This is a genomic window from Acetobacter sp. AN02 (assembly GCF_029759835.1).
Classification (GTDB): Bacteria; Pseudomonadota; Alphaproteobacteria; order Acetobacterales; family Acetobacteraceae; genus Acetobacter.
In genome coordinates, this window is sequence record NZ_JAJJND010000015.1 from 1 (window position 1) to 24646 (window position 24646).

The following is a 24646-nucleotide window of genomic DNA, read 5'->3' on the forward strand; positions in this document are numbered from 1 at the left end:
AAACTCAAATCTACTTTCCTCGCAGCAGTGCAGTTCGCTTCAATCATCATACTGCTTAACTGACGACACGACGTAATAAAAAATCATATTCATCTTAATTATGTCTAAATTAGCATCTTGTCACCTCCGTTTTGCGAAACAGGGATATTGGAAGTTGAGCCCAAGCTTTTTTGATTGCCCACGGAGATATCTCATCATAATCGTCCTGATCCCTGCTGTGACGAGGCTCACCCTGCAGGCGCAAAATCTGAGCTACCCGTTTGCAACAGATGGAGAAGAGTTGAATGTTTTGAAATTTCGGGATAGCGGAACTTTTGCGGGTTGATCATCTCGCGTGGCCGGCGCACTATCCGTGTGTCATGCGGTGATCAGGTGATATTCTGCCCACCTGAGCACGTCCGGATGGACGGGGCGTTATTGCGGGGTTTCCGGCAGGCCCCGTCCGCATGACGCCTCAATCAGCTTTTCAATCCGGCCATATACGTGTGTCGGAATCGTGCCTGTGATGTTCTCATTTATGAGGACAGACGCCGGAGTCAGCGGCGCGGATTTGCGTGCGCCGAATAACTGCTCTCAGGCATATCGCGCGTGGACTGAGGATATTCAGGCCGGAACCGGCTATGACACTGATATTTAATCGGAAAACATGGTGGGTGCGACAGGGATTGAACCTGTGACCCCCGCCGTGTGAAGGCGATGCTCTACCGCTGAGCTACGCACCCATGTTCCGGGGCGACTCATACATCCCGGGCAGGACAGGTGCAAGGGGGTTTTGCCATATTCAGCGCCGGACGGAGCTTCTGATTTAGCTCCGGGCGGGTTTGTGTTGTATGGTGGGCCGGATTGAGCGGAGCGCCGGAGGCGGGAATGACAGATTCAGTGCAGAATGCGACCCCGGCGCCCGTGGATAATACGGCTGCCGATCCGGACCGGATTGACCGCACGGTTCTTAAGGACGTGCTGCAGATGATACTGGCGGTTCTTTTCGTCTCCGTGCTGGCGGCGGCCTGTGTTCATGCGGCCTCCTTTGCCGGGAACTGGCCTTTCTGATCTGATGCCTTCACCTGATGACGATCTGTTCGGCGGGTCTGTTCCGGACCGGCCTGCCGCTCCGCCTTCCGCATCCCAGCCTCTGGCTGACCGGCTGAGGCCTGCCGGGCTGGGGGATGTTGTCGGGCAGCCGCATCTTCTTGGTCCGGATGGTGCTCTGACGGCGATGCTGGAGCGCGGCTCTCTGGCCAGTCTTATTCTCTGGGGCGGGCCGGGCTGCGGCAAGACCACGATTGCCCGGCTTCTGGCCGGTGCGGCCGGGTTGCGGTTTGTTCAGCTTTCTGCCGTGTTTTCCGGTGTTGCCGATCTCAAGCGTGCGTTTGACGAGGCGCGGAGCCTTGCGCGTAAGGGCGGCGGAACGCTGCTGTTTGTGGATGAGATTCACCGGTTCAACCGCACGCAGCAGGACAGTTTCCTGCCGGTTGCCGAGGACGGGACCATTGTTCTTGTGGGGGCCACGACGGAGAATCCGTCCTTTTCCCTCAACTCCGCCCTGCTGTCCCGCTGTCAGGTTCTGGTTCTGCGGCGTCTGGATGATGAGGCTCTGGAGGCTCTGCTTGTGCGGGCTGAGGCTCTGTCCGGGCGGGCTCTGCCTCTGACGCCGGAGGGGCGGATGACGCTGCGGGCAATGGCGGACGGGGATGGCCGGTATCTTCTGAACATGACGGAGCAGCTTCTCGCACTTCGCAGCGGGGAGCCGCTGGACCCGCAGAGGCTGGCCTCGCTTCTGGCGAAGCGGGCCGTTCTTTATGACAAGGATCGTGAAGAGCATTACAATCTGATTTCCGCGCTGCATAAATCCCTTCGCGGGTCTGATCCCGATGCTGCTCTGTACTGGTTTGCGCGGATGCTGGAGGGCGGTGAGGATCCGCGTTATATCGCGCGGCGTCTGACGCGGTTTGCGGCTGAGGATGTGGGGATGGCGGACCCTTCTGCACTGACGCTTGCCGTGTCTGCGTGGGAGACTTATGAGCGGCTGGGGTCTCCTGAGGGGGAGCTGGCTCTGGCGCAGCTTGTCGTTCATCTTGCGACCGCGCCGAAATCCAATGCGGTTTATGCGGCTTACAAGGCGGCGCGGGTGGCGGCAAAGTCCACCGGCAGCCTGATGCCGCCGACTCATATCCTGAATGCTCCGACGAAGCTGATGAAAGAGATTGGCTACGGGGCGGGATATGCCTATGACCACGACACCGAGGACGCCTTTTCCGGACAGAATTATTTCCCCGACGGCATGAGGCGCCCGCAATTCTATAACCCTGCGGGCCGCGGGTTTGAGCATGAGATCCGGCGCAGGCTGTCTGTCTGGGCTGAGAAGCGTGCGCGACGCGCATCCGGGGAGGAGCCTGCATCATGAGTGTGTCGACCCTGACCGTTACGGCGGATGAGGAGAACATCCGTCTCGACCGGTTTTTCCGGCGGCACTATCCGCATCTGACGCAGGGGGCTTTGCAGAAGATGTGCCGGACCGGGCAGATCCGCGTGGACGGGAAGCGCTGTGAGGCGAACACGCGTCTTGTTCCGGGGCAGGTTGTGCGGATTCCGCCGGTTCCGGCTCCGTCTGCTGACAGGCCGGTCCGTGAGGTGCGGCAGGAGCTGGATGAGCGTCTGGTCCGGGAAATCCGTCAGATGGTGATCTGGAGTGATGAGCAGATCATCATTCTGAACAAGCCGTCCGGTCTTCCCACTCAGGGCGGGCCGGGCATCCGCAAGCATGTTGATATGATGCTGGACGGATTGCGGGAGGGGGATGAGCCGCGCCCGCGTCTTGTGCATCGTATTGACCGTGACACGTCGGGGCTTCTGCTGGTGGCGCGATCTCCGGGTGTGGCGGCGAAGCTGGCGGAGCGGTTTCGCGGGCGGGATGTGAAGAAGGATTACTGGGCGGTTGTTGTCGGGCGTCCTGATCCGATGGAGGGTGAGATCGATCAGCCTCTGGCCCGGCTTGGTGCGGGTCCGAATGCTCTGGTTGTTCCGGCGTCCCGTGGTGATGAGGATGCCCAGTCTGCGAAATCCGATTACAGGACCGTTGATTCCGCGGCCCGGAAATTTTCCTGGCTGGAGCTGTCTCCTCTGACGGGTCGGACGCATCAGCTTCGCGTGCATTGTGAGGTTCTGGGGACGCCGATCCTGGGCGATCCGAAATATGGCGGTGATGCGGTGCATATTGACGGTTTTCCCGACCGTCTGCACCTGCATGCGCGGCGTCTGCAGTTTCCGCATCCGGCGGGGGGCTGGATGGAGGCGCATGCCGAAATTCCGCCGCATATGAAAGAGACGTTCAGGGCGCTCGGTTTTACGGCCGGGTCCGTGCCCCCTCCCCGCCGCTCCTGATCTGCGGAGATTATGTCGATGAAGTTCCGTACCAAAGCCGGGATTACCCTCGGGGTTCTTGTTGTCGGTGGCGGTGCCCTGACGTTTGGCGTATCGCAGTCGGATCAGTCGTGGCTTCGCACGCGGATCATTGCTCAGGCGGAGCGTCAGACGGGACATTCCGTGAGGATCGGCGATGTCCGGCTCTGGATTCTGCCTGTTCCCTGGGTTCAGCTGCGGGATGTGTCTGTGGGCAATCTTCCCGGGCAGGGTGGTCCGGACCTGTTTCATGCGGATGAGGTGCGGATACGGCCTTCCCTGAGTGCGATTTTCAGCCGGAAGTCCGATATTTCCGATCTGTCGGTGTCCGGCGGTACGCTGGCGCTGCACCGTTATGCTGACGGGCGTGGCAACTGGCTGGTGCAGCCGCAGGCGGCGGCGTCCGGTGGCGGGCAGAGTGGTGCTCCGGCTGCGCGGTCCTCCGGGGCGGATATTCGCAATATCAGGATTTCCCGTGTTACGGTCTCGTGGAATGATGAGAAGCTGCATCTGACGGGCAGGGCTCTGGTGGAGAGTCTGTCTTCCTCCGCGAGTTCGGGGTCTTCGTCTTCCGATCTGATGTTCCGTGTGCACAGCGGAGAGGGTGTGGCTGACGGGGATGGCACGATTCCTCTGGCCTATTTCCTGCACAGAGCGTCTGATTCCGCGCCTTTTGATCTGCATGTGAATTTCCGGCAGCAGGGCAGGACGGCCGGGAACGGGCATATTTCGGGCAATTTTGCTCCTTTTGCCGTCAGTATCGAGATGAATCTCGACAGCACGGATATTCTGAGCACGCTGTTTCCGAAAATGGCGCTGCCTGTCGGTGCGAAGGAGCTGAGTCTTTCCGCTGCGTTTGACGGTGATCCGAAAAATCTGAAGATCAGGTCGTTCCGTTTTTCGACCGGACAGATTCATACGGCGAGCGTTCTTCCGCGCAGTTCCGTGCTGTCGTCCGAGATCGAGATGAGCGCGCCGGATTCACCTGTGATTCTCAAGGCGCAGGGGGCGGTTTCCGGAATTCCCCTGACGCTGAGCGGGAGTACCGGGTCGCCGCAGATTTTTCTGACGCACGGGGCGTCTTCCGTTGATTTTCCGTTCGATCTGTCCCTGATGAGCAGCGAGCAGGAGCTTCATGCGAAGGGGAACTGGAACGGCCATGCTCTTTCTGCGAAATTTGACGGATCTGTCAGCCGGTTTCAGACGCCTGATGGTCATGTTACTGCGGAGAAGCCGGAGCTTGCCGGTCAGGCTGAGCTGACCCTTCCTTTCGTGAAGGGGAACTGGTTCCGGACGGCGCGCGGGACGTTTGATCTGCACAGTCCGGCGATTCATTATGACAAGGCGACGTGGAACAGTGTTTCCGCGCATATTACTTTTGCTGACGGATATATGTCTGCCAGTCCGGTCCGGGCGGCCGGCCCAGATGTTCCGCAGTCGGTTGCGATTGAGGGGGATGTTGCGTCGTTCTCTCCTTTTATTCTGCGCCCTGCCCGTCTGAGTGCCTCTCCGCTGCTGCTGCCTGCGGATGTCATTCTCCGCGCTCTTTCCCAGCCTCCTCTGGTCAGTGGTCAGCTGATGCTGACCGGGACGATTGATCTTCCTTCCTTTCCCGGCGCGGCCTCCCTGCGTGATCTGACGGGTCATGCGGGCCTTTCCATGGTCAGCGGCGAGTTCAGCGGGGTGCATCTGCCGGATATTCTGACGCAGAAGCTGCATCTGAAGGGGACGCTGCCGCTGCGCTGCCTTGGGGCGCATTTCACTCTTGCTGACGGGCGTATGGATTTTGATCATCTCGGTCTGGACAGTGTCCGGGCGGCGCTGATCGGGAGCGGGTCTTTCAACATTCCTGACAAGGCTTCTGACTTTCACTTTCAGGCTCATGTCGGCGCGGGATCTGCTCTTGTCTCCTCCCGTATCTCCGTGCGCGGGGTTCCGGGCAGTCTTGCGGTTACGCCCGAGAGCGGTCCGGACAAGGTGTTCACGCTGACGATCGGCAAGGCGTCCGATGAGGGTGATCCCTGTCCTGCCATTCTGTCCGATGCGCGTGAGGGTGTTGCGGGGCCCGGGCCTCAGACCGTTTATACGCCGCGCGGGAATAAACTTCAGAACATATTCCGCAAGCTGGGTCTGCTTGATCCTGGCTGAGTCCGGCCTGAGAGGGACTGTTTTCCATGGTTTTTTCTGCAGCCGGTCAGCGTTTCTGGAAGCGGGCTGATGTTGCCGTCTCTGACGGGCAGTGGTCCGTGCAGCTTGACGAGCGGCCGGTCCGGCTGCCTGGCGGGGCGGTTCTGCGTGTGCCTTCCCGGTCTCTGGCCGAGGCCATCTGTGCGGAGTGGGATGCGGCCGGGCGGGATGATCCGAAGGGGCGTCTGAGGCCGGAGGAGTTCGGGCTGACGCGGATTGCGGGAACGATGATCGAGCGTATTGCGCCGCAGCGGCAGGAGATGGAGTCTGCGCTGCTGGCTTATGCGTCATCGGATCTGCTGTGTTACCGGGCGGATCATCCGCATGAGCTGTGTGAGGAGCAGGAGCGTCTGTGGGGGCCGATTCTTGATCTTGCGGAGCGGCTTTACGGGGCGCGCCTGAAGGTTACGCACGGCATTCTGCCTGTGGAGCAGGATGCTGCGGCTCTGGCGCGGCTTGCGCGGGTTCTTTCGGGTCTGTCTGACGCGCAGCTTGCCGGGCTTGGGGTTGCGGTTCCGGCCTGTGGCAGCTTCGTGCTCGGGCTGGTGCTTGCAGGCGGGCATCTGGATGCGCGGGAAGCTGCTTATGCCGCGATGCTTGATGAGCGGTTCCAGATGGCGCGCTGGGGTGAGGATCACGCGATTACGGACCGGCTTGCGACTCTGCAGGCGGAGCTGGACGAGGTGGTCCGGTTTGTAACTCTGGCTGCTGATAACAGGGCTGTCTGAAAATCCGGGTTACTTATTTTATCATCCGGTACGATTGACGCGTCGCTGTATCGATCCGTGACTGTCCTTCACATCTCAGCCACTGTTTTGCCTTAGTCTGCCCGTCTGCTGACCCTGCAACCGTCAGTTCCTCTGGTTTGTGAAGGCGAAGACAATGATGCAGCAGACCGATCTTTCTGCCACCGCCCCGCGGTCTTTTTCCCGGCGTCTCCGTCGCAGGGTTGCCCGTGGCGTTGCCCTGTGTGCCATGGGGTCCTGGGTGCTTCTGGCCATTGTTCCGGTGGTGGTTGTCATCCTGGAACTGGGCCGCTGAGCGGCGCGTCGTTCAGGCGCGCCTTCTGCGGGTGTTTTTCTTTTCCTGCTGCGGTCTGGTTTCGGAAGGATTCAGACCCAGTCGCTGTTCCTCCAGCCGTCTGACCTCATCACGCAGGCGGGCTGCTTTTTCGAATTCCAGGTCTGCGGCTGCGGCGTGCATCTGTTTTTCGAGACCTGCAATGGTCTCATCAAGGCTGCGGCCGACGAATTCCTCCGTTTCCGAGGCCTGAGACGGGCTGACGGTGACGTAATCCTGTTCGAAGACCGAGCCGATGATATCGCCGATATGTTTACGGACGCTTTTTGGCGTGATTCCGTGTTCCTCGTTCCATTGCGACTGTTTTTCCCGCCGTCTTGCGGTTTCCTCTATGGCGTAGCGGAGGCTGTCCGTCATTTTGTCGGCGTAGAGGATGACGCGGCCGTCCACGTTACGGGCGGCGCGACCGATGGTCTGCACCAGGGAGGTGCGTGAGCGCAGGAAGCCTTCCTTGTCCGCGTCGAGAATGGCGACCAGGGAACATTCGGGAATATCCAGACCTTCCCTCAGAAGATTGATTCCGACGAGGACGTCGAACGCGCCCAGGCGGAGGTCTCTGATGATTTCTATGCGTTCCAGCGTATCGATGTCCGAGTGCATGTATCGCACGCGCACGCCGGCCTCGTTCATATATTCCGTGAGGTCTTCGGCCATTTTCTTGGTCAGGACCGTGACCAGAATCCGACCGCCTTTTTTTACCGTTTCGCAGCATTCCGCCAGAAGATCGTCCACCTGGCGTTCTACCGGGCGGATATCGGTGACGGGGTCGATCAGTCCGGTCGGGCGGATGACCTGTTCGCTGACCACGCCTCCTGTTCTTTCCAGTTCCCAGGGGCCTGGTGTGGCGCTGACGAACAGGCTCTGCGGGCGGAAGCTGTCCCATTCCTCGAATGTCAGCGGGCGGTTATCGAGGCAGGACGGGAGGCGGAATCCGTATTCCGCGAGGACGGATTTGCGTGCGAAGTCTCCGCGTTCCATGCCGCCGATCTGCGGGACCGTGACGTGGCTTTCATCCACGATAAGCAGTGCGTCTTCCGGGAGATATTCGAACAGGGTCGGCGGGGGTTCTCCCGGATTGCGGCCTGAGAGATAGCGGGAGTAGTTTTCGATTCCCTTGCAGACGCCGGTTGTTTCCATCATTTCAAGATCGAAGGTCGTTCTCTGCTGGATCCGTTCGGCTTCCAGCAGTTTGCCTTCTTCCGTGAAGATGGCGAGCTGCTGTCTGAGTTCCTGTTTGATCTGCGAGATGGCCTGGTTCAGTGTCGGGCGTGGCGTGACGTAATGGCTGTTGGCGTAGATGCTGACTTCCTGGAGATCGCCGGTTTTTTCTCCGGTCAGGGGATCGAATTCGATGATGCTGTCCACCTCATCGCCGAACAGGTCGATGCGCCAGGCGCGGTCTTCGTTCTGGACGGGGAACACGTCGATCGTGTCGCCGCGGACGCGGAACGTGCCGCGGGTGAAGGCGAGATCGTTGCGTCTGTATTGCAGTTCCACCAGGGCGCGGATCAGTTTTTCCCGTTCTGCCTCTGCGCCGGTTTCCAGTCTGACGACCATGCGGGAATAGGTTTCGACCGAGCCGATACCATAGATGCATGAGACGGAGGAGACAATGATCACGTCGTTGCGTTCCAGCAGGGCCTGTGTGGCTGCATGGCGCATCCGGTCGATCTGTTCGTTGATCTGGCTGTCTTTTTCGATATAGGTGTCCGAGCGCGGTACGTAGGCTTCGGGCTGGTAGTAGTCATAGTAGCTGACGAAGTATTCCACGGCATTATTCGGGAAGAACTGTTTCATTTCCCCGTAGAGCTGTGCGGCCAGGGTTTTGTTCGGCGCGAGAATCAGTGCTGGTTTCTGTGTTGCCTCGATCACCTTTGCCATTGTGAAGGTTTTTCCTGAGCCGGTGACGCCGAGCAGCACCTGGTCGCGCTCGCCCTTCTCAAGGCCGTCTGTCAGTTCGCGAATGGCCTGCGGCTGGTCCCCTGCCGGTTTGTATTCGGAGACGACTTCCATGCGGAAGCGTTTTTCCTTCGCGGCCGGGCGCTCCGGTTCGAACAGAACCGGGCGGGGCGTGTTCATATGTGCGGGCTTTTTCTTCGCGGGCGATTTCATACTGCTGAAGATGGTCCTGCGGGCGTGAGAGCGCAAGAAAATCCCTGGCAGTGCGGTCCGTGAAAAAAAACGGGCCTCTGACCCGACAGGATCAGAGGCCCGGATTGTTGCGGAGACCGGATTTTACTTCCGGTTCCACCAGCCGCGGCGTGGCTTCTCTGAAGGTTCCGCATCATCGATGACGACAGGCTGGACGACGACGGAGGGGCGCTCTGCCGGTTTCTCTGCCACGGCGGGAGCAGGAGCTGCCTCTTCCGCGACGATGACATCCACGTCTCCGGTCACATCGCTTTCGGCAGCTGGTTTACGACCACGCCGTCCTCCGCGGAGGTAGCGGGAACCGCGTCGGCCGCGGGGTTTTTCCTCTGCAGCCGGAACTTCTTTCGCTTCTGCATGGGTGGCTTCGGCCGCTGCGTTTTCTTCCGGCTCGTCTTCTTCCGGAGCCGGAGCGATATATTCAACCGCCTCCTGCTCCTGATCGGTATCGTCCATCAGATCGAAGATGTCCGTATATCCGCCTCCGAACGGATCTGCCGGTGTCGGGCCGCGCCAGTCCTGACGCGGGGCCTCAGCGGGCTGCACCGTGCGGCCTTTGCGGGCCATTCTCGTGCGGCTGCGACCGGGCATGAGGTTTTCCTGCGTTCCGGTCCGGGTTGTTTCTGCCACAATCGGCTCGGGAGCATCGGCCTCTCCTTCCTCGGGAAGGAGATCGCTGCCGGTCTCGTTCTGCTGATCTTCCTGACCGCGCTGACCGTTCCGGCGGCGACGGCGGCGGCGACGGCGGCGGCCGGTTTCCTCTCCGCCGTTTTCCTCTTCTGCGGAAAGCGGAGCGGCTGTTTCCTCGCTCTCCTCGGCGGGGTCTCCGGCGGGCATGTCGTCTGCGGGGGATGTGTGCCGGATCGGGATATCGCGTATTTCCTGTTCCGGAGCGTTCTGTCTGGCCTGTGTCTGTGCACGGACCCGCTCCACCCGGATGGTCGGGATCGGCAGGCTTGAATCGGCTGCGAACTGCACCGTCATGTCGTGGCGGGATTCGAGTTCCGCGAGCCAGGAGCGTTTGTGGTTCAGGATGTAGAGCGCGATCTCTCCTGCCACATGGACGATGATTTCCGCGCTGCGGCGACGTGCACCTTCTTCCTCGACCGCGCGGAGCACGTGCAGGGCCGAGCTTTCGATCCCGCGTATGATCCCCGTGCCCTGGCAGTGCGGGCAGGTGATGAAGGCGGATTCCGCGACGGACGGCCGCAGACGCTGGCGTGACATTTCCAGCAGGCCGAAATGGGAGATGCCGCCGACCTGGATGCGGGCGCGGTCGTGTCTGAGGGCTTCTTTCAGACGCCGTTCGACCTGACCGTTGTGGCGGCGGGATTCCATGTCGATGAAATCGATTACGATCAGCCCTGCGAGGTCGCGCAGGCGGAGCTGGCGGGCGACTTCATCGGCGGCTTCAAGGTTTGTCTTGACCGCCGTTTCCTCGATATTGCGTTCCCGTGTGGACCGGCCGGAGTTCACGTCGATCGAGACGAGGGCTTCCGTCTGGTTGATGACCAGATAGCCGCCGGAGCGGAGCTGCACCGTGGGGGAGAGCATTGCATCGAGCTGCCCTTCCACCTGGTAATGCGCGAACAGCGGCTGGTGCTCCTTGCGCCACATATGCACTTTCTGCACGTTCTGCGGCATGAGCATACGCATGAAGTCACGCGCGGCTTTCCAGGCGGTCTCTCCGTCCACGACGATTTCCTCGATGTCGCGGGTGTAGACATCGCGGATTGCGCGCTTGATCAGGCTGGCTTCTTCGTAGATGAGCGCCGGGGCCATCGATTTCATGGTGAGTTCGCGGATATCGTCCCACAGATGGAGGAGATATTCGCAGTCCCGCATGACTTCCGGGCGCGGTCTCTGTGCGCCTGCCGTGCGGACGATCATGGCCATGCCACGCGGAAGCTGGAGTTCGGCGATGATGTCTTTCAGGCGGCGTCTGTCACTGGCGGATGTGATTTTCCGCGATACGCCACCGCCGCGAAGGGCGTTGGGCATCAGCACGCAGTAGCGTCCGGCGAGGGAGACGTAGGTTGTCAGGGCGGCGCCCTTGTTCCCGCGTTCTTCCTTGACGACCTGGATCAGCAGGACCTGGCGTCTGCGGATGACTTCCTGGATCTTGTAGCTCCGCAGGAAGCGGGCCATTTTTTTCTGGATGAGGGCTTCGTCGCCCGTGTCGGTCTCTCCGCCGACATAGTCGGGCGCGGGCATCTCTGCCTCTGCGGAGGCGGTCTCTGCGGAGTCCGTGTCCTGCACGTCCTCTTCCGATTCCGCGACGATGTCCTCACCATCGTTGTCGGCTGAGGCTGCGGCCAGTTCCTCTTCCTGCAGCGCGAGGAGTTTCTCGCGGTCGGCCACCGGAATCTGGAAGTAGTCCGGGTGAATTTCGCTGAATGCCAGGAAGCCGTGCCGGTTGCCGCCGTATTCGACGAAGGCGGCCTGGAGGCTTGGCTCTATGCGGATAACCTTGGCGAGATAGATATTACCTTTAAGCTGTTTTTTGCTTGAGGATTCGACGTCGTAGTCGTCAAGCCTGTTTCCGTCCGTGACGACGACACGCGTTTCCTCCGCGTGCGTCGCATCGATTAACATACGCCTGGTCATTAAAAGAAGAACTCCGGAATGCTTCCGCCTGGAAACGCTGACGACGGGATCCGGCATCGGGCCGCGCGCGATATGGAGATACGGAGAGCAAATGAGACGGACCGTCGTTGCCAGGGCGCGGGTTCATTTCCGGGAGACGATACGCGAAGGAGACGCGACGGCGCGCTGCATGTGCAGTGCACGGCCTTTCCTCTCTCAGCTTTATTCTTCCGCGAACTCTGTCCATTCACCCGACAGTCAGTAATAAAATCCTTCCCGGCCTGCCTGCAGCTGCAGGGCGCGGCCAGGTGCGGAGGATACAGCCTGCCCGGGGCAGACGTTACACTTCCGCGTCAGGCGACGATGACTGAAATTTCAGGGCAGTGCAACTCCGCCTCTGCGTTTTTCCGCCCTGCGCCACAGTTCTGCCTCAGAATAACGGTTTATTCAGGACATTCCGACAGGCTCCCGAGAAGCAGAAACACTGCATGACGGAAAGGTTTTTCATGACTTCCCCGACAGATCCGTCTCTGCTTCGTCTTTATCGCCGGCGTTTTCTTTCCCTGACTGCCGCGAGCGGCTGTGTGGCGTCCCCTGCCCTTGCGCGTGTGAAATCCTCTGCGTCCTCCGGGCATTCCCTGTTTTCACCTGCCGTGTCCTCACCGGCGGTTCATCGCGGTGCGCAGCCGCCTGCTCCTCTGATTGTTCTTGATCCCGGTCATGGCGGGAAGGATCCGGGGGCTATTGGCTATGCCGGGACGTATGAGAAGCATATTTCCGTTGCGACGGCTGCTGAGCTGCGGCGGCATATTATGGGAACCGGCAGGTATCGTGTGGCTCTGACGCGTTCAGAGGATCATTTCATCCCCCTTGAGGGGCGTGTTGAATTTGCGCAGAAGCACGGGGCGGCTCTGTTTATTTCCATGCATGCGGATGCCCTGCATGATCACAACGTGCGGGGAGCCAGTGTTTATACGCTGAGTTCCCGGGCTTCAGATTCCCAGTCTGCGGCTCTGGCCACGACCGAGAACAATGCTGATACGTTCGGTGGTTCGCATGTTCATGCCACCTCGCCTGAGGTGCAGAAAATTCTTGCCAGCCTTGTCAGTGAGGAGACAAGGAGCGGGTCTGCGCATATGGCCCAGGCTGTTGTCGGTTCATTCCGGTCGCGTATAGCGCTTCTGAGCAATCCTTCGCGCCATGCGGCTTTTGTTGTTCTGAAGGCCGCTGATATTCCGTCCGTTCTTGTGGAAATGGGCTTTATGTCCAATCCCGCTGACGAGACGGCCCTGAGGCAGAGCGCGCACCGGACACGCATCGCCACGGCGATGTGCGATGCGATTGACCGGTATTTCGCAACCCGGCCTTCCGGGCTACAGGGCTGATTACAGGGAGATACGCGCGCCGAGCACGGCTGCGAACTGGGACAGCCAGGCGGGGTGTGCGGTCCAGACCGGGGCCGTGACCAGGAGGTCGTCGGTGACGGCTTCGGTCATGCCGATATCGGCGTATGTTCCGCCGGCGAGTTCCACTTCCGGTTGGCATGCCGGATAGCATGAGACTTTTCGCCCCTTCAGCATTCCGGCTGCAGCGAGGATCTGGGCACCGTGACAGATACAGGCGATCGGACGGTCTGAAAAAGACTTTACAAGATCGATGGCTTTCTGATTCATCCGCATATATTCGGGCATGCGGCCGCCGGGGATGATCAGACCGATATAGTCGTCTGTATTGATTTTCGCGAAATCCGCATTGATCTCGAAATTATGCCCGCGCTTTTCGCTGTAGGTCTGCGCGCCTTCAAAATCATGAATAGCCGTCACGATTTTATCGCCCGGTTTCTTGTCCGGACAGACGACATCCACTTTATAGCCCAGCATCGAAAGCGCCTGAAACGGCACCATGATTTCGTAATCCTCGACGTAGTCTCCGCCAAGAATCAGAAGACGAATATCGTCAGCCATGATGATCTCCCTGGATATGCTCACGCAGGCGCGGCATCAGTTCGACGAAGTTGCAGGGACGGTGTCTGCTGTCGAGCTGGAATTTCAGAATATCGTCCCAGCCGTCCCTGACTGCGCCGGTTGAGCCGGGAAGTGCGAAGAGATAGGTCCCGCCGGCCACTCCGGCGAGGGCCCGCGACTGTATGGTTGAGGTGCCTATTTTTGCGTAGGACAGCATCCGGAAGAGTTCTCCGAAGCCTTCTATGTCCTTTTCGATGACCTGCCGGAAGGCTTCGGGTGTGACGTCACGTCCCGTCACGCCGGTTCCGCCGGAGCTGATCACGACGTCCACCTGGGGATCGCTGATCCAGGCTTTCAGGATAGCGGCGATCTGATCCCGGTCATCTGGCACGATGCGGCGATCTGCCAGGATGTGTCCTGCGGCTTCGATACGCCCGGCGAGGGCGTCTCCTGATCTGTCATCGACGAGTGTACGGCTGTCTGATACGGTCAGGACAGCGATACGTACCGGCAGGAAGGGAAGCGATTCATCCAGAGGCATTCAGGCAACACAGTCAGGTCAGGTGAAACAGGGTATAACCCTACTCCGCCCTCCTGACGTGTCAATGAACGACATCAGATGTAGTATTCCTCCAGCGGCTCGAAGCCGTTGAAGCTGGTTGAGCAGTAGGTTGAGACGTAGGCTCCCGTTCCTGCGATTTCCACGCGGTCTCCGCTTTTGAGGTCGCGCGGCAGTTCGTAGTAGCTTTTCTCGTACATGATATCTGCGCCGTCGCAGGTTGGTCCTGCGAGAAAGACCTGATCCATCAGCGGCGAGAGTGCTCCGCGGGCGCTGACCGGATAGCGGATGGACTCGCCTTCCGTTTCCGCCAGACCGCCGAAGCGGCCGATATCCAGATAGACCCAGCGGGGTCCGTCCTGGCGGCCGCGTCTGCTGACCAGCACGACTTCGGTGGAGACCATTCCGGCGGCGCCGACGATGAAACGTCCGGGCTCAATCAGGATTTCCGGGATGGCGTTTCCGAAATGGCGCACCAGCGCGCCGGAGATTGCCCCGCCGAAATGATCGATTTCCGGCACGTCGTCGCGATAGCGGATCGGGAAACCACCCCCGAGATTGATCATCCGGAGATCGACGCCGCGGTCGCGCAGACGGTGCACCAGCCCTGCGACGCGCTCTATGGCTGTCTCGTAGGCGGATGAGGATGTCTGCTGGCTTCCGACGTGGAAGGAGGCACCGAACGGAACGAGGCCGAGGGCTTCCGCGTCTGCAAGCAGTTCTTCCGCGCTTTCGACGGTTGTGCCGAATTTGCGGGAAAGCGGCCATTCCGCGCCGTAATTATCAACGAGCAGGCGGCAGTATACTTTCGATCCCGGCGCGTGTTCGGCCAGTTTCTCCAGTTCTTCCCTGCTGTCGAAGGCGAACAGGCGGATGCCCGCATCCCATGCGCTGGCGATGGCGGAGACTTTTTTGACTGTGTTTCCGAAGGAAATCTGCTCCGGAGATGCGCCCGCGCTCAGGCAGAGGCGGATTTCCTCCCAGGAGGCCGCATCGAAGCAGGCACCGAGGCTGACCAGCCGCTCCAGAATGGGAGCTGCGGGATTTGCCTTGACTGCATAATAGATTTTTGCGACCGGCAGCGCGGCCTGAAGGGCGGCGTAGCGGGCCTCGACCTCGTCCACGTCTACGACGAGGCATGGCGTGGGAGGATTCTGCTCTTCGAGAAAACGATGGACTTTGGGCGTCATTTCACTCACCCTTGCTGAACTTACTCCGTCCGGAGTAAATGTTGCGAAACGGTCTAACGGACCAGCGACCAGGAGGGCTCCTTGCGGGCGCCCGATTGCCAGAACGCTTGACGTCGTTGCGTAACCTCAAAGGGCCAGTGGCACGTGCGTTGCTGCGTGTGGCGTGGACAATGAGACTTCTTCGCCACGAATGCAACGGAAAAATCGTGTTCTTCTGAAAAAACTGGTCTGACTTCAGGTTTCCGGTCTAGAAAACGCCTGATTTCTGTCGCTCTCTGTCGGGGCAGCCGGTCACAACCATGTAAAGGGACAGCCTAATATGACGGACGGACAGGCGTTGTCGCCCGCTTCAGACGATTCCGATGCGGGAGGCCCTGCCTCAACCCCTGCGTCGCGTGCGCTTTCCCCTCTTTCCTTCACGCTGAGGGACTGGTTTGCGATCGGCCGGAGTACGATTGTGGCTGCCGTGTCCGGCCCCATCATGCTGGTGGCGGCAGGCTGCGCGTTTTATACAACGCTGTCTCTTTTTCCGGCGATCAGCGCGCTTATTTCCGTCTATGGCCTGGTTTTTAATGTTCAGGATGTTGCGGAGCAGCTCAATACGATCCGGCGATTTGTTCCTGACTCGGCTTTTTCCATCATACAGAGCCGGATCAATATTCTTGTCTCAGAGCCTCATTCTTCTCTGACTTTCGGCCTTCTGGTTACGGTTTCTGTGGCTTTATGGTCTGCCTCCGCATCCACGAAGGCTATCCTTGCCGCGCTGAACTTTGCCTATGACCGCAAGGAGGAGAGGAGTTTTTTTGTTTTTCAGCTGATGGCGCTCAGTCTTACGCTTGCGGCGATCGGCGGGGCTTCCCTCAGTCTGGCGCTGGTTGTTGCTCTTCCGGTGATGATCCATTTTCTGCCGTATCTGATGATGATCAGCCCTCCTCCGGGTTCGGTTGAGCTGGCTGTCCGGCTGGGCGGCCTGGGCGTCATGCTGCTTTTTCTGATTTTTGCGAACTGCATTCTTTATAAATACGGACCGTCCCGTAAGGAGGTGCTGTGGCGCTGGGTTATTCCCGGGGCTGTGGGGGCGGCGTTTCTGTGGATCATCCTGTCTGCCGCGTTTTCGTTCTATGTGACGAATGTCGCGCAGTACGGCTCCACCTATGGCCCTCTGAGCGCCATTATTGCACTGATGATGTGGTTTTTTGTCAGCGCCGTCGTTGTTCTGCTCGGGGCTGAGTTCAATGCGGAGATGGAGGCGCAGGCGCGCGGTATTGCACGCAAACTGCGGCTGCCCCATCACCTGGAAGACTGACGGGGATCAGTTCTTCTTTTTTTCTTCCGGTGCGGCTGCGACCTCGACCGGTTCTATCGTGACGTTACCTACGCCCTGCCCCACCAGTCCGATTTTCTGGGCGGCGGCCTTTGAAAGGTCTATGACCCGGCCTCCGATGAACGGTCCGCGGTCATTGACTGTCACGACGACGCTGCGGCCGGTTTTTTCGGATGTGACCTTCAGATGAGATCCCATCGGTGCGCTGGGGTGCGCGGCGGTCAGTTCGGGTGCTGCCGATTTGCGCTGGCGGCGCATCGGCCGGCCTCTGTACCAGCTGGCGACGCCTTTTTCCTGAACGGATGCGGCATCGTCTTCCGGGTTTTTCGCCCTGCGGGCCATGGCTGAGCGGACGGACGCGCTCCATGACGTGCGCGCTGCGGAGTCGGCTGACGTCATCTGGGACGCAGCGGCGTGGTGCGGCCTTCCCATGAAGGAAGCTCCTGCCACAAACAGCATCATTCCGGTTTTGCGAACACGCTTCACCCTGACTTCCTTCTCCGGTTAGGGGCAGGCGGGTTATATCAAAAATTATCCGCCAGAACAAAATCTGTCAGCACCTGCCTGCCCTGCGATCTGCCATTGCCTCCACGGCCTGGCGGATTTTCCTGACGGGCTCCCTTTTATAGGGGAATACGTCAGGGGAATCCTGGTCGTGGACGATCATGCCTGTCTCGACCTCAAACACGATCAGCCTTCCCTGTGCATCCACCCCGAAATCCAGACCGAAATAATCCAGGGGCACCGCGCGGCCTATGGCCTCCAGGACTCTGGCAGCTCTCTCTCCTGTGGCTGCCTGCATATCAGTCAGGAACAGGGTCTCTTCGGCCCGGCGTTCCGGGTAGAGTTCCATACGGGCTTTGTAGTACCAGACGGCCCAGTCCGTATGGATGGCCATGTGGACCGGGAAGGGTCTGCCTTCCACGAATACGGCCCGGTATTTTCTCCACAGCCCGTCCGGGCCGCGGTAATCCGTAAAATCCGTGACGAAGAGATCCTCGTCCTGCGCATAGTCCTTCAGGGCCTGCTGCCAGTCCTGTATGGATTCTGCCTTCACCAGTTTCCGGCCTGCGTGGGAGGAGACCGGGCGCATCAGGACCGGAAAGTTCAGACCGGCGGCGGCCGCGGTGCTGTCTGCCATGCTGATACGTCTGCATTGCGGGAGGATGATATCAGCGGAGTGTGGCAATACGGAGGCTGCGCCGGTGCGGGAGAGCGCGAGCACGGCCTCTCCGCTGCCGATGACCGGCACGCCGGTTTTACGGGCGAGTCTGTCTGCCGCGAGGATAGTTTCGCTGAGGGCGGCGTCTTCTGCGATGCAGAGGAAGATGCAGTCGAGCTGCGGGGCTATGTTTTCCAGTCTCCGCCTGGTTCTTTCCGGGATTCTGCCGTTATCGGGGAGCCAGAGCGTGTGCAGGCGGGTGGTATCGTCCAGGAGCATGCCCAGAGGCAGGTTGGTCTGGAATGTTCCGGCGGCATTGATGGCGAGGATGGTCCGGGCGGGCGGGGTTCCGGTTTCCGGCGCCATGCGGAGGGGATCTGTCAGCATCGCGGCTGCCAGATGGGACATGGCGAGGTCCGGTTTTCCTTCGGCCTGGCATATTTCCCACAGATGATAGTGCATTTCCGCGCGTTCCCTGGGCGGGAGCGCGCGGTTTTCCATCAGGAGGATGTTCTCCAGATCGTATCTGTCGAGAGAGGTGCTGGTCTGCATCGGGGGAGCATGTGTGAAAGCCTATAATTTCAGGTAAACATGGGGCTGCACGGTTGCTCCTTGTGGCAGAATGTCCGATTGAAGCGTACCGATCCATAATTCCGGAGTTCTGAACATGACCGACACGCCTCCCGATCGTCTTTCCGTCAATCCGATCAGCCCGTTTTTCAACAATGAGCTTCTGGCGCGTGGTGTGGGCGTGCGGTTCAAGGGTGTTGAGAAGCACAATGTCGAGGAATACTGCATCAGCGAGGGCTGGGTGAAGGTGGCTGTCGGCAAGACTCTGGATCGTCAGGGGAATCCCATGACCATCAGGCTGTCCGGCCCTGTCGAGGTCTGGTTCAAGGATGACAGCCCTGCTTCCTGATCCGTTCTCAGATGTAGACAGGCATCCCCTGATCGCCGCATGCTGCCCGGAATACCGGAGCAGCAGAAGGAAGATGAGAGATGAGCGAGACATCCGCATCTGAAGCTTTTACCGTCGTTATTGTCGGGGGCGGCACGGCCGGCATAGCCATTGCCGCGCGTCTGAAGCGCCAGCGACCGCAGCTTTCCGTTGCCGTGATTGATCCCTCCACGACCCATGCCTATCAGCCCGGCTGGACGCTTGTGGGAGCGGGGGTGATCCCGCTGAGAAAGACCCTGCGTCAGGAAGGCGGCGTCATTCCGAAGGGTGTTACGTGGCTGCGGGCTTCCGTTGCCTCGTTCGAGCCTGATGAGCGGATGGTGACGCTGTCTGACGGGCGGCGTGTCGGCTATCGCCGTCTTGTGGTCTGTCCCGGGCTTCAGCTGGACTGGGACGCGATCGGGGGGCTTTCCGCGACGCTTGGGAAGAACGGGGTCTGCAGTAACTATTCCGCGGCGGGTGCTGAATACACCTGGACCTGTCTGCAGACGTTTTCCGGCGGTGTTGCGCTGTTCACGCAGCCGCCGATGCCGATCAAGTGCGCGGGTGCTCCTCAGAAGATTGCCTATCTTGCAGCTGATTACTGGCGCAGGGAGGGAATTCTCAACCGGGCGGATGTGGAATTCTGTCTTTCCGGTGATGCGCTGTTCGGTGTGGGGTATTACCGCCCTGCCCTTCAGAGCTACGTGGATTATTACGGGATCAACGTGCAGTACAAACACACGCTGACTGCTGTTGATGGTCCCGGGAAGACGGCGACGTTTAAGGTGACGGGGCCGGACGGGTCCGAGACGAGCGTTACGAAGAAGTTCGATATGCTTCACGTTACGCCGCCGCAGAGCGCGCCGGATTTCATCAGGTCCGGTCCTCTGGCGAATTCCGGCGGCTGGCTGGACATCGATCCTGCGACACTGATGCATACGAAATATGACAATATTTTCGGCGCGGGCGATGTTCTGGGGACGTCCAATGCCAAGACGGCGGCGGCGGCACGGGCTCAGGCGCCTGTTGTGGTGACCAATCTGCTGGCGTCTCTTGACGGGCATCCGATACCGGCGAGCTATGACGGGTATGGTGCCTGCCCTCTGACGGTGTCTTACGGCAAGGTGGTGCTGGCTGAGTTCCTGTATGGCGGGAAACCGGCTCCGAGTTTTCCGTATGACCAGAGGAAGGCCAGCCGGTTTGCCTGGTTCCTCAAGGCTCATGTCTTCCTGCCGATGTACTGGCACATGATCCTTAAGGGGACGGATCCGCAGGTGCCTCATCATCAGGAATGGGCGAAAGAGTCCTGATACTGATCTGCAGGTAGCAGGTAGCAGGTAGCAGGTAGCAGGTCGTTTTTCCTGCCTGCTACCTGCCATGAATTTACATAATATTTCCAATATTGTAACAAACTGTGGTTCTGTCTCATCCAGCTTACAGGATCATGGTATTGCGTCTGAAATCTTCATGCGGTGTTCTTGTTCTTTCTCTGCTCGGGCTTGCTGCCTGCGCCGAGGAGAACTCAAGAACGCTCCCCGTTCCTCCGGTCAGTTCGGCTGTGGTTCCGTATAACGGCCCCCGTGTAAGTATTGCTGCAGGTAAATTTGCCAACCGGTCAAACTATATGAACGGTATTTTCTCTGACGGTATTGATCGTCTGGGAAATCAGGCGCGCACGATTCTGCTGACCCGTCTGCAGCAGAGTGGTCGTTTCAGTGTTCTTGATCGTGACAACCTTTCCGAGTCCCGTCTTGAGTCCGGATTTCTGCATCAGGGCCAGTCGATTCAGGGTGCGCGCTACCTGATCACCGGTGATGTGACGGCGTTCGGCCGCAAGGAGACCGGGGATATGCAGCTGTTCGGCATTGCCGGTCAGGGGCGGAGCCAGGTTGCCTATGCCAAGGTGAGCGTGCAGATCGTCAATCCTCTGACGTCTGCTGTTGTCGCGACGAGTGAGGGGGCTGCCGAATACAGCCTGTCCAGCCGTGAGGTGCTCGGTTTCGGCAGTACGGCCAGCTATGACTCCACGCTCAATGGCAAGGTTCTTGATCTTGCGATTCAGGATGCGGTGAATCATCTGTCCTCCCAGGTTGATGCCGGCACCCTTCGCTGATCCGTTCCTCCCGAAAAACAGAGTTTCCAATGATGTTACGCAAAACGTCTCTTGCGAGCCTGGCCTTTCTCGGCCTGCTTTCAGGTTGTGGCCAGTCCCAGCGGCCTCTTTATTACTGGGGGAATTATCCTGACCAGACCTATGCCTATCTGAAGGGGCAGACAGATCCCCAGTCTCAGGTTCTTGCCATGGAGAAGGATGAGCAGCAGGCTCAGGCGCAGAATCTGGCGCTACCTCCGGGTTTTCATGCTCATCTCGGACTACTGGATGCCGCGAGCGGCCGGGGCGATCTGGCTGCTCAGGAGTTCACTCAGGAAAAGACGCAGTTTCCTGAAGCCGCGCCCTATATGGATTTTCTGCTGAAGAATATGGGTCAGGTCCGGACGGTGGCTGCTGTCTCGCCTGCCCCTGCCTCCGCTCAGCCGGCTGCGACCGGCAGTGCCGCTGCGTCGAAATAAGGAAAAGATGATGAATATACGTACTTCTTTTCGTATTCTGGCCAGCGCCTCTCTTATGCTTGTTCTGAGTGCCTGTGGCAGTTCGGAGCCGAAGATCGATTATACGGCCTTCCGGGATGCCAAACCCAGGAGCGTTCTTATTCTGCCTCCGGTCAATCAGACGACGGACATCTCTGCCACGCCGGGGATGCTGTCCCAGATGGGTCATCCTCTGGCTGAAGCCGGGTATTACGTGATTCCTGCGGCTGTGGAATCCGAGACGTTCAGGCAGAACGGTCTGGATACGCCGAACGATATTATCCAGGTTCCTGCTGCGAAGCTGAGGCAGATTTTCGGTGCTGACGCCGCACTTTATACGACCGTGACCCAGTATGGTTCACATTACCATGTCGTCGACAGCACGGTGTCGGTTGCGGCATCCGCCAAGCTTGTCGATCTCCGGACGGGCAGCGTTCTGTGGAGCGGTACGGGTTCCGCCGTCCAGCAGTCGAGCGGTGGAAATCTGCTTGGCATGCTTGTGAGTGCGGCAGTTTCTCAGGTCGCGAACAGTCTTTCTGACGCAAGTTACGGGCTTGCCGCTCAGGCCAGCCGGAATCTTCTTGCGGTCGGACCTCCGAACGGCCTTCTTTACGGGCCGCGCTCCCCGAAATACGGGACGGACTGAGGAGAATGAGGAGCGTGTTTCCTGCACGCTCCTTTTCTGTTTATTCCGGCCTGTTTACCCGGGCATGAAAATGACGTTCAGGGAGCGTACGCCCTGTGCGCCCCGGATCAGGACGCCTTCGATATCGGCTGTTGCGGACGGGCCGGTATGGAATACGGCGTAGTGGCCTTCCCGGAATTCGGGCTGTTTATAGGCATTGTGCAGGTTGAAGACTATTTTTGCCGGATCGAGAAGCACGAAGAGGTGCTGCGGCAGGTATCCCAGCGTGTTGATCTTCAGGAGGCGGTCGGTGAAGCAGACTGATCCTGTTTCCGCCACGCCGAAAGCGGCGCGGACGACGCCGATTTCCACATCTGCGAGATCTGCGGGGAGCGTGTTATCTTCCAGTGAGGTATCTCCCTGGAACTCCGGGACCACGGAAAGGATTTTCCCCGGGTTCTGCGCCTGCATGTCTTTCAGATCCGCGAAGGGATCTCCGTTGCGGGGCTCGGAGAGTTTGCCGCCCATGCGCTGCAGTGTCTGGATGAACTGCGGTCTGAGATCCTGTGGTGGTGCATCATCGAAAAGCGGAACGACGGGATGCGGGAAATCGCCGGCGGGACGGTTTCTACGGATGGCTTCAAAAATCGCATCACGGCTGCTCATTCTGAAACATCCTTCTTTTTACCGGCACGGTTGCGTGCATACCACTGATGGAAAGTTTCCCTGGGGGCATGCGGCATCTCGCGTCCGCGCCCCCATGTATTCAGGCGGTTATAGAGCATGAAGCGCGGCAGGTGCCTCAGTGTGCTGTTGGCGAGCGGCAGGCCTGCGCGGTAGAGCTTCGGGCTTGCGAGAATTTCCCCGGCGGCTTTCATCATCGCCTTTTTGGCAAAGGGGATTTCCCCGACTGAGGCCAGTTCTTTCCGCCAGTCCGCGATCTGTTCATGGATATTGATTTTGACCGGGCAGACATTCGTGCAGCTTCCGTTCATTGTCGATGCGAACGGGAGATTTCTGTATTTATGCTTGTTGAACGTCGGATCCAGGATGAGGCCGATCGGTCCTGCATAGGTTGCGCCGTAGCTCAGTCCGCCGCTGCGCCGGAAGACGGGGCATGTGTTCATGCAGGCGCCGCAGCGGATACATTTGAGCGACGTCCAGAATTTTTCCATTCCGAGGCGTGTCGTGCGTCCGTTATCGACCAGCACGATGTGCATCTCTCCGCCTTTGCGCGGGCCCCGGAAATGCGAGGTGTACTGTGTGATGGGAGATCCCAGTGCGGAGCGGGAGAGCATCCGGACGAATACGGGGAGATCGTCGAGGCGCGGAATGACCTTTTCGATCCCCATCGATACGATGTGCAGCGGCGGCGTGTTGGCTGAGAGGTCTGCGTTGCCTTCGTTGGTGCACACGACCACGGTGCCTGTTTCCGCGACGGCGAAATTACATCCGGTCATGCCGGCATCGGCATCCAGGATCAGGGGGCGTGTGGTTTCCCTCTGCTGTTCCGTGAGATAATGCACATCGTCATTATCCGGGTCCGTGCCGAGTGTTTTTGAAAACACCTGAGCCACGTCCGAGCGCAGTTTGTGTACGGCGGGGACCACGACATGGCTTGGCATTTCCCCGTCGAGCTGCTGGATGCGCTCTCCGAGGTCGGTCTCGATGACGGAAATTCCGTTTTCTGCCATGCTGTGCCGGAAATCGCATTCCTCGGTCAGCATGGACTTACTTTTTATGAGCTTTTTCGCGCCGTGTTTTTTCAGGATTTCCAGCACGATGCTGTTATGTTCCTGGCCGTCTTTTGCCCAGTGAACATGAATTCCGTTTACTTTTGCGTTGGTCTCGAACTGTTCCAGATACTGGTCCAGATGCGTGAGGGTGTGCTGTTTGATATCTGAGGCCAGCTGGCGGAGATCTTCCCATTCCGGGATGATATGCATCTCCGCATCGCGTTTCTGCCGCAGGTCCCACAGCCGGGCGTCATGCATTTTCTGGTGGATCGGGGCGGCCATGAAGCGTCCGGCGGCTTCTGACTGATCGACCGGGTGGTTTCCCCTGATGACCGCGCCTCTCGGCTGCGGTTCCGTGATCCCCGATGCTTTTTCCGTCATGCCCGTGCTCCGTTGAGGATCTGCGCGATGTGGATGTATTTCACATCGGTTCCGGCTCTGCGGGCGCAGCCTTCCTGGTGCAGGAGGCAGGAGCCGTCCGAGGACGTGACGTATTGTGCGCCGGAGGCCTGCTGATCCATGGCCTTGTCGTGGCCCATCTTTGCCGAGATGCCTTCCTCGAACACCGAGAACGTGCCGCCGAAGCCGCAGCATTCGTCCGGGCGGGAGAGTTTTACGATTTCCAGTCCTCTGACCTTGCTCAGAAGGTCGATCGGTTTGGAGAAGAATTCCTCGCGCCGTTCGGTCATGCTGGCGATGCGCAGGTTCCGCAGGGTGTTGCAGTTGTTGTGCAGGGCCACCTTGTGGGGGAATTCGGCCCAGGGGAATTCCTCCACCTTAAGCACGTCGTGGAGGAATTCCACGAGTTCGTAGGTGCGGGAGCGGACGTGTTTTACAGCGTCTGTCTGCTCCACGGCTGTCATGTTGTTCCGGACCTGGTTGGTGCAGCTTCCGGAGGGCATGACCACGTAGTCGTACTGTTCAAAATTGCGGACGAAGAGGGCCTCCGTTGCGGCGGCCTCCTTCTCGCAGCCGGTGTTGACCATCGGCTGTCCGCAGCAGGTCTGGTCCTGCGGATATTCAACATCCAGTCCGAAGCGTTCCAGGAGTTCCAGAGTGGCGACACCCACTTCCGGATGCAGCATGTCCACGTAGCACGGGACAAACAAACCGACTTTCACCACTCTGCTCCTCAGTCACATTCGATACGCAGATCC

At 59.4% G+C, this 24646-nt stretch carries 23 protein-coding genes and 1 tRNA gene; 13 read left to right on the top strand and 11 right to left on the bottom strand.

The features are described 5' to 3' along the window. Window positions 1-647 precede the first annotated feature (647 nt). A tRNA-Val gene (locus LOC54_RS03060) sits at window positions 648-722 on the bottom strand. Between the two features lie 145 nt (window positions 723-867). On the opposite strand from LOC54_RS03060, the gene LOC54_RS03065 reads away from it, so the two are divergent. The 6 genes from LOC54_RS03065 (at window position 868) to LOC54_RS03090 (ending at window position 6627) form a co-directional block, all read left to right on the top strand. Continuing rightward, complete coding sequence (locus LOC54_RS03065) at window positions 868-1050, top strand: hypothetical protein (RefSeq protein WP_279312357.1); 183 nt, start codon at window positions 868-870, stop codon at window positions 1048-1050. A gap of 4 nt (window positions 1051-1054) precedes the next feature. Then, window positions 1055-2404: a replication-associated recombination protein A gene (locus LOC54_RS03070; RefSeq protein WP_279312358.1), complete on the top strand. Its 1350-nt coding sequence runs from the start codon at window positions 1055-1057 to the stop codon at window positions 2402-2404. Next, a complete protein-coding gene (locus LOC54_RS03075) occupies window positions 2401-3381 on the top strand; it encodes an RluA family pseudouridine synthase (RefSeq protein ID WP_279312359.1) in 981 nt (326 codons plus the stop codon). Before LOC54_RS03070 ends, LOC54_RS03075 begins: the two co-directional genes overlap by 4 nt. An 18-nt stretch (window positions 3382-3399) precedes the next feature. Next, the gene (locus tag LOC54_RS03080) at window positions 3400-5547 is read left to right on the top strand and encodes an AsmA family protein (RefSeq protein ID WP_279312360.1); all 2148 of its coding nucleotides are present in this window, start codon (window positions 3400-3402) and stop codon (window positions 5545-5547) included. Window positions 5548-5573: 26 nt separating this feature from the next. Next, the gene (locus tag LOC54_RS03085; RefSeq protein WP_279312361.1) at window positions 5574-6314 is read left to right on the top strand and encodes an ATP12 family chaperone protein; all 741 of its coding nucleotides are present in this window, start codon (window positions 5574-5576) and stop codon (window positions 6312-6314) included. Between the two features lie 154 nt (window positions 6315-6468). Then, the gene (locus LOC54_RS03090; protein ID WP_279312362.1) at window positions 6469-6627 is read left to right on the top strand and encodes a hypothetical protein; all 159 of its coding nucleotides are present in this window, start codon (window positions 6469-6471) and stop codon (window positions 6625-6627) included. Window positions 6628-6639: 12 nt separating this feature from the next. Here LOC54_RS03090 and uvrB read toward each other — a convergent pair whose 3' ends face one another. Together uvrB and LOC54_RS03100 are read right to left on the bottom strand one after the other, a co-directional pair. After that, window positions 6640-8778, bottom strand: coding sequence for an excinuclease ABC subunit UvrB (gene uvrB / locus LOC54_RS03095; protein ID WP_408740282.1), 2139 nt, complete (start codon window positions 8776-8778; stop codon window positions 6640-6642). A 123-nt stretch (window positions 8779-8901) separates the two neighbouring features. Beyond that, the gene (locus tag LOC54_RS03100) at window positions 8902-11421 is read right to left on the bottom strand and encodes a ribonuclease E/G (RefSeq protein ID WP_347709384.1); all 2520 of its coding nucleotides are present in this window, start codon (window positions 11419-11421) and stop codon (window positions 8902-8904) included. Between the two features lie 485 nt (window positions 11422-11906). Here LOC54_RS03100 and LOC54_RS03105 point away from each other — a divergent pair, with 485 nt between their 5' ends. Beyond that, on the top strand, window positions 11907-12785 hold the full coding sequence (locus tag LOC54_RS03105; protein ID WP_279312366.1) for an N-acetylmuramoyl-L-alanine amidase: 879 nt from the start codon (window positions 11907-11909) through the stop codon (window positions 12783-12785). Here the strand turns inward: LOC54_RS03105 and LOC54_RS03110 are convergent, their stop codons facing one another. The 3 genes from LOC54_RS03110 to LOC54_RS03120 all read right to left on the bottom strand — a co-directional run bounded on the left by LOC54_RS03110 (window position 12786) and on the right by LOC54_RS03120 (window position 15113). Then, a complete protein-coding gene (locus LOC54_RS03110) occupies window positions 12786-13364 on the bottom strand; it encodes a DJ-1/PfpI family protein (protein ID WP_279312367.1) in 579 nt (192 codons plus the stop codon). It lies immediately after the preceding gene. Beyond that, the gene (moaB, locus tag LOC54_RS03115; RefSeq protein ID WP_279312368.1) at window positions 13357-13905 is read right to left on the bottom strand and encodes a molybdenum cofactor biosynthesis protein B; all 549 of its coding nucleotides are present in this window, start codon (window positions 13903-13905) and stop codon (window positions 13357-13359) included. Before moaB ends, LOC54_RS03110 begins: the two co-directional genes overlap by 8 nt. 74 nt (window positions 13906-13979) lie before the next feature. Continuing rightward, window positions 13980-15113 carry a type III PLP-dependent enzyme gene (locus LOC54_RS03120; RefSeq protein ID WP_279312391.1) on the bottom strand — a complete coding sequence of 378 codons (1134 nt, stop codon included), beginning with the start codon at window positions 15111-15113 and terminating at the stop codon, window positions 13980-13982. Window positions 15114-15432: 319 nt separating this feature from the next. Between LOC54_RS03120 and LOC54_RS03125 the strand changes: the two genes are divergently transcribed. Then, window positions 15433-16419 carry a YihY/virulence factor BrkB family protein gene (locus tag LOC54_RS03125; protein ID WP_279312369.1) on the top strand — a complete coding sequence of 329 codons (987 nt, stop codon included), beginning with the start codon at window positions 15433-15435 and terminating at the stop codon, window positions 16417-16419. Between the two features lie 6 nt (window positions 16420-16425). Here the strand turns inward: LOC54_RS03125 and LOC54_RS03130 are convergent, their stop codons facing one another. Both LOC54_RS03130 and LOC54_RS03135 read right to left on the bottom strand, forming a co-directional pair. Beyond that, window positions 16426-16923, bottom strand: coding sequence for a septal ring lytic transglycosylase RlpA family protein (locus LOC54_RS03130; protein ID WP_279312370.1), 498 nt, complete (start codon window positions 16921-16923; stop codon window positions 16426-16428). A 67-nt stretch (window positions 16924-16990) separates the two neighbouring features. Continuing rightward, window positions 16991-18151, bottom strand: a complete 1161-nt coding sequence (locus LOC54_RS03135; protein ID WP_279312371.1) for a hypothetical protein — start codon at window positions 18149-18151, stop codon at window positions 16991-16993. Between the two features lie 115 nt (window positions 18152-18266). Here LOC54_RS03135 and LOC54_RS03140 point away from each other — a divergent pair, with 115 nt between their 5' ends. The 5 genes from LOC54_RS03140 to LOC54_RS03160 all read left to right on the top strand — a co-directional run bounded on the left by LOC54_RS03140 (window position 18267) and on the right by LOC54_RS03160 (window position 21774). Beyond that, entirely contained in the window at window positions 18267-18518 is a 252-nt protein-coding gene (locus tag LOC54_RS03140; protein WP_279312372.1) for a DUF3297 family protein, read from the top strand. An 80-nt stretch (window positions 18519-18598) separates the two neighbouring features. Further along, window positions 18599-19849: an FAD/NAD(P)-binding oxidoreductase gene (locus LOC54_RS03145; RefSeq protein WP_279312373.1), complete on the top strand. Its 1251-nt coding sequence runs from the start codon at window positions 18599-18601 to the stop codon at window positions 19847-19849. Window positions 19850-19989: 140 nt separating this feature from the next. Further along, window positions 19990-20652: a CsgG/HfaB family protein gene (locus LOC54_RS03150; protein WP_279312374.1), complete on the top strand. Its 663-nt coding sequence runs from the start codon at window positions 19990-19992 to the stop codon at window positions 20650-20652. A gap of 29 nt (window positions 20653-20681) precedes the next feature. Continuing rightward, window positions 20682-21110 (top strand): DUF4810 domain-containing protein, encoded by a 429-nt coding sequence (locus LOC54_RS03155; RefSeq protein WP_279312375.1) that lies wholly within the window; start codon window positions 20682-20684, stop codon window positions 21108-21110. 7 nt (window positions 21111-21117) lie between these two features. Further along, window positions 21118-21774 carry a DUF799 domain-containing protein gene (locus LOC54_RS03160; protein WP_279312376.1) on the top strand — a complete coding sequence of 219 codons (657 nt, stop codon included), beginning with the start codon at window positions 21118-21120 and terminating at the stop codon, window positions 21772-21774. A 54-nt stretch (window positions 21775-21828) separates the two neighbouring features. Here LOC54_RS03160 and LOC54_RS03165 read toward each other — a convergent pair whose 3' ends face one another. From LOC54_RS03165 to LOC54_RS03175, 3 genes are read right to left on the bottom strand one after another with little or no spacing between them, the layout of a single operon-like run. Then, window positions 21829-22419 (bottom strand): LUD domain-containing protein, encoded by a 591-nt coding sequence (locus LOC54_RS03165; RefSeq protein WP_279312377.1) that lies wholly within the window; start codon window positions 22417-22419, stop codon window positions 21829-21831. Then, window positions 22416-23870 carry a lactate utilization protein B gene (locus tag LOC54_RS03170; RefSeq protein ID WP_279312378.1) on the bottom strand — a complete coding sequence of 485 codons (1455 nt, stop codon included), beginning with the start codon at window positions 23868-23870 and terminating at the stop codon, window positions 22416-22418. The genes LOC54_RS03165 and LOC54_RS03170 overlap by 4 nt, the downstream gene beginning before the upstream one ends. Further along, the gene (locus LOC54_RS03175; protein ID WP_279312379.1) at window positions 23867-24610 is read right to left on the bottom strand and encodes a (Fe-S)-binding protein; all 744 of its coding nucleotides are present in this window, start codon (window positions 24608-24610) and stop codon (window positions 23867-23869) included. The genes LOC54_RS03170 and LOC54_RS03175 overlap by 4 nt, the downstream gene beginning before the upstream one ends. Window positions 24611-24646: the final 36 nt, after the last annotated feature.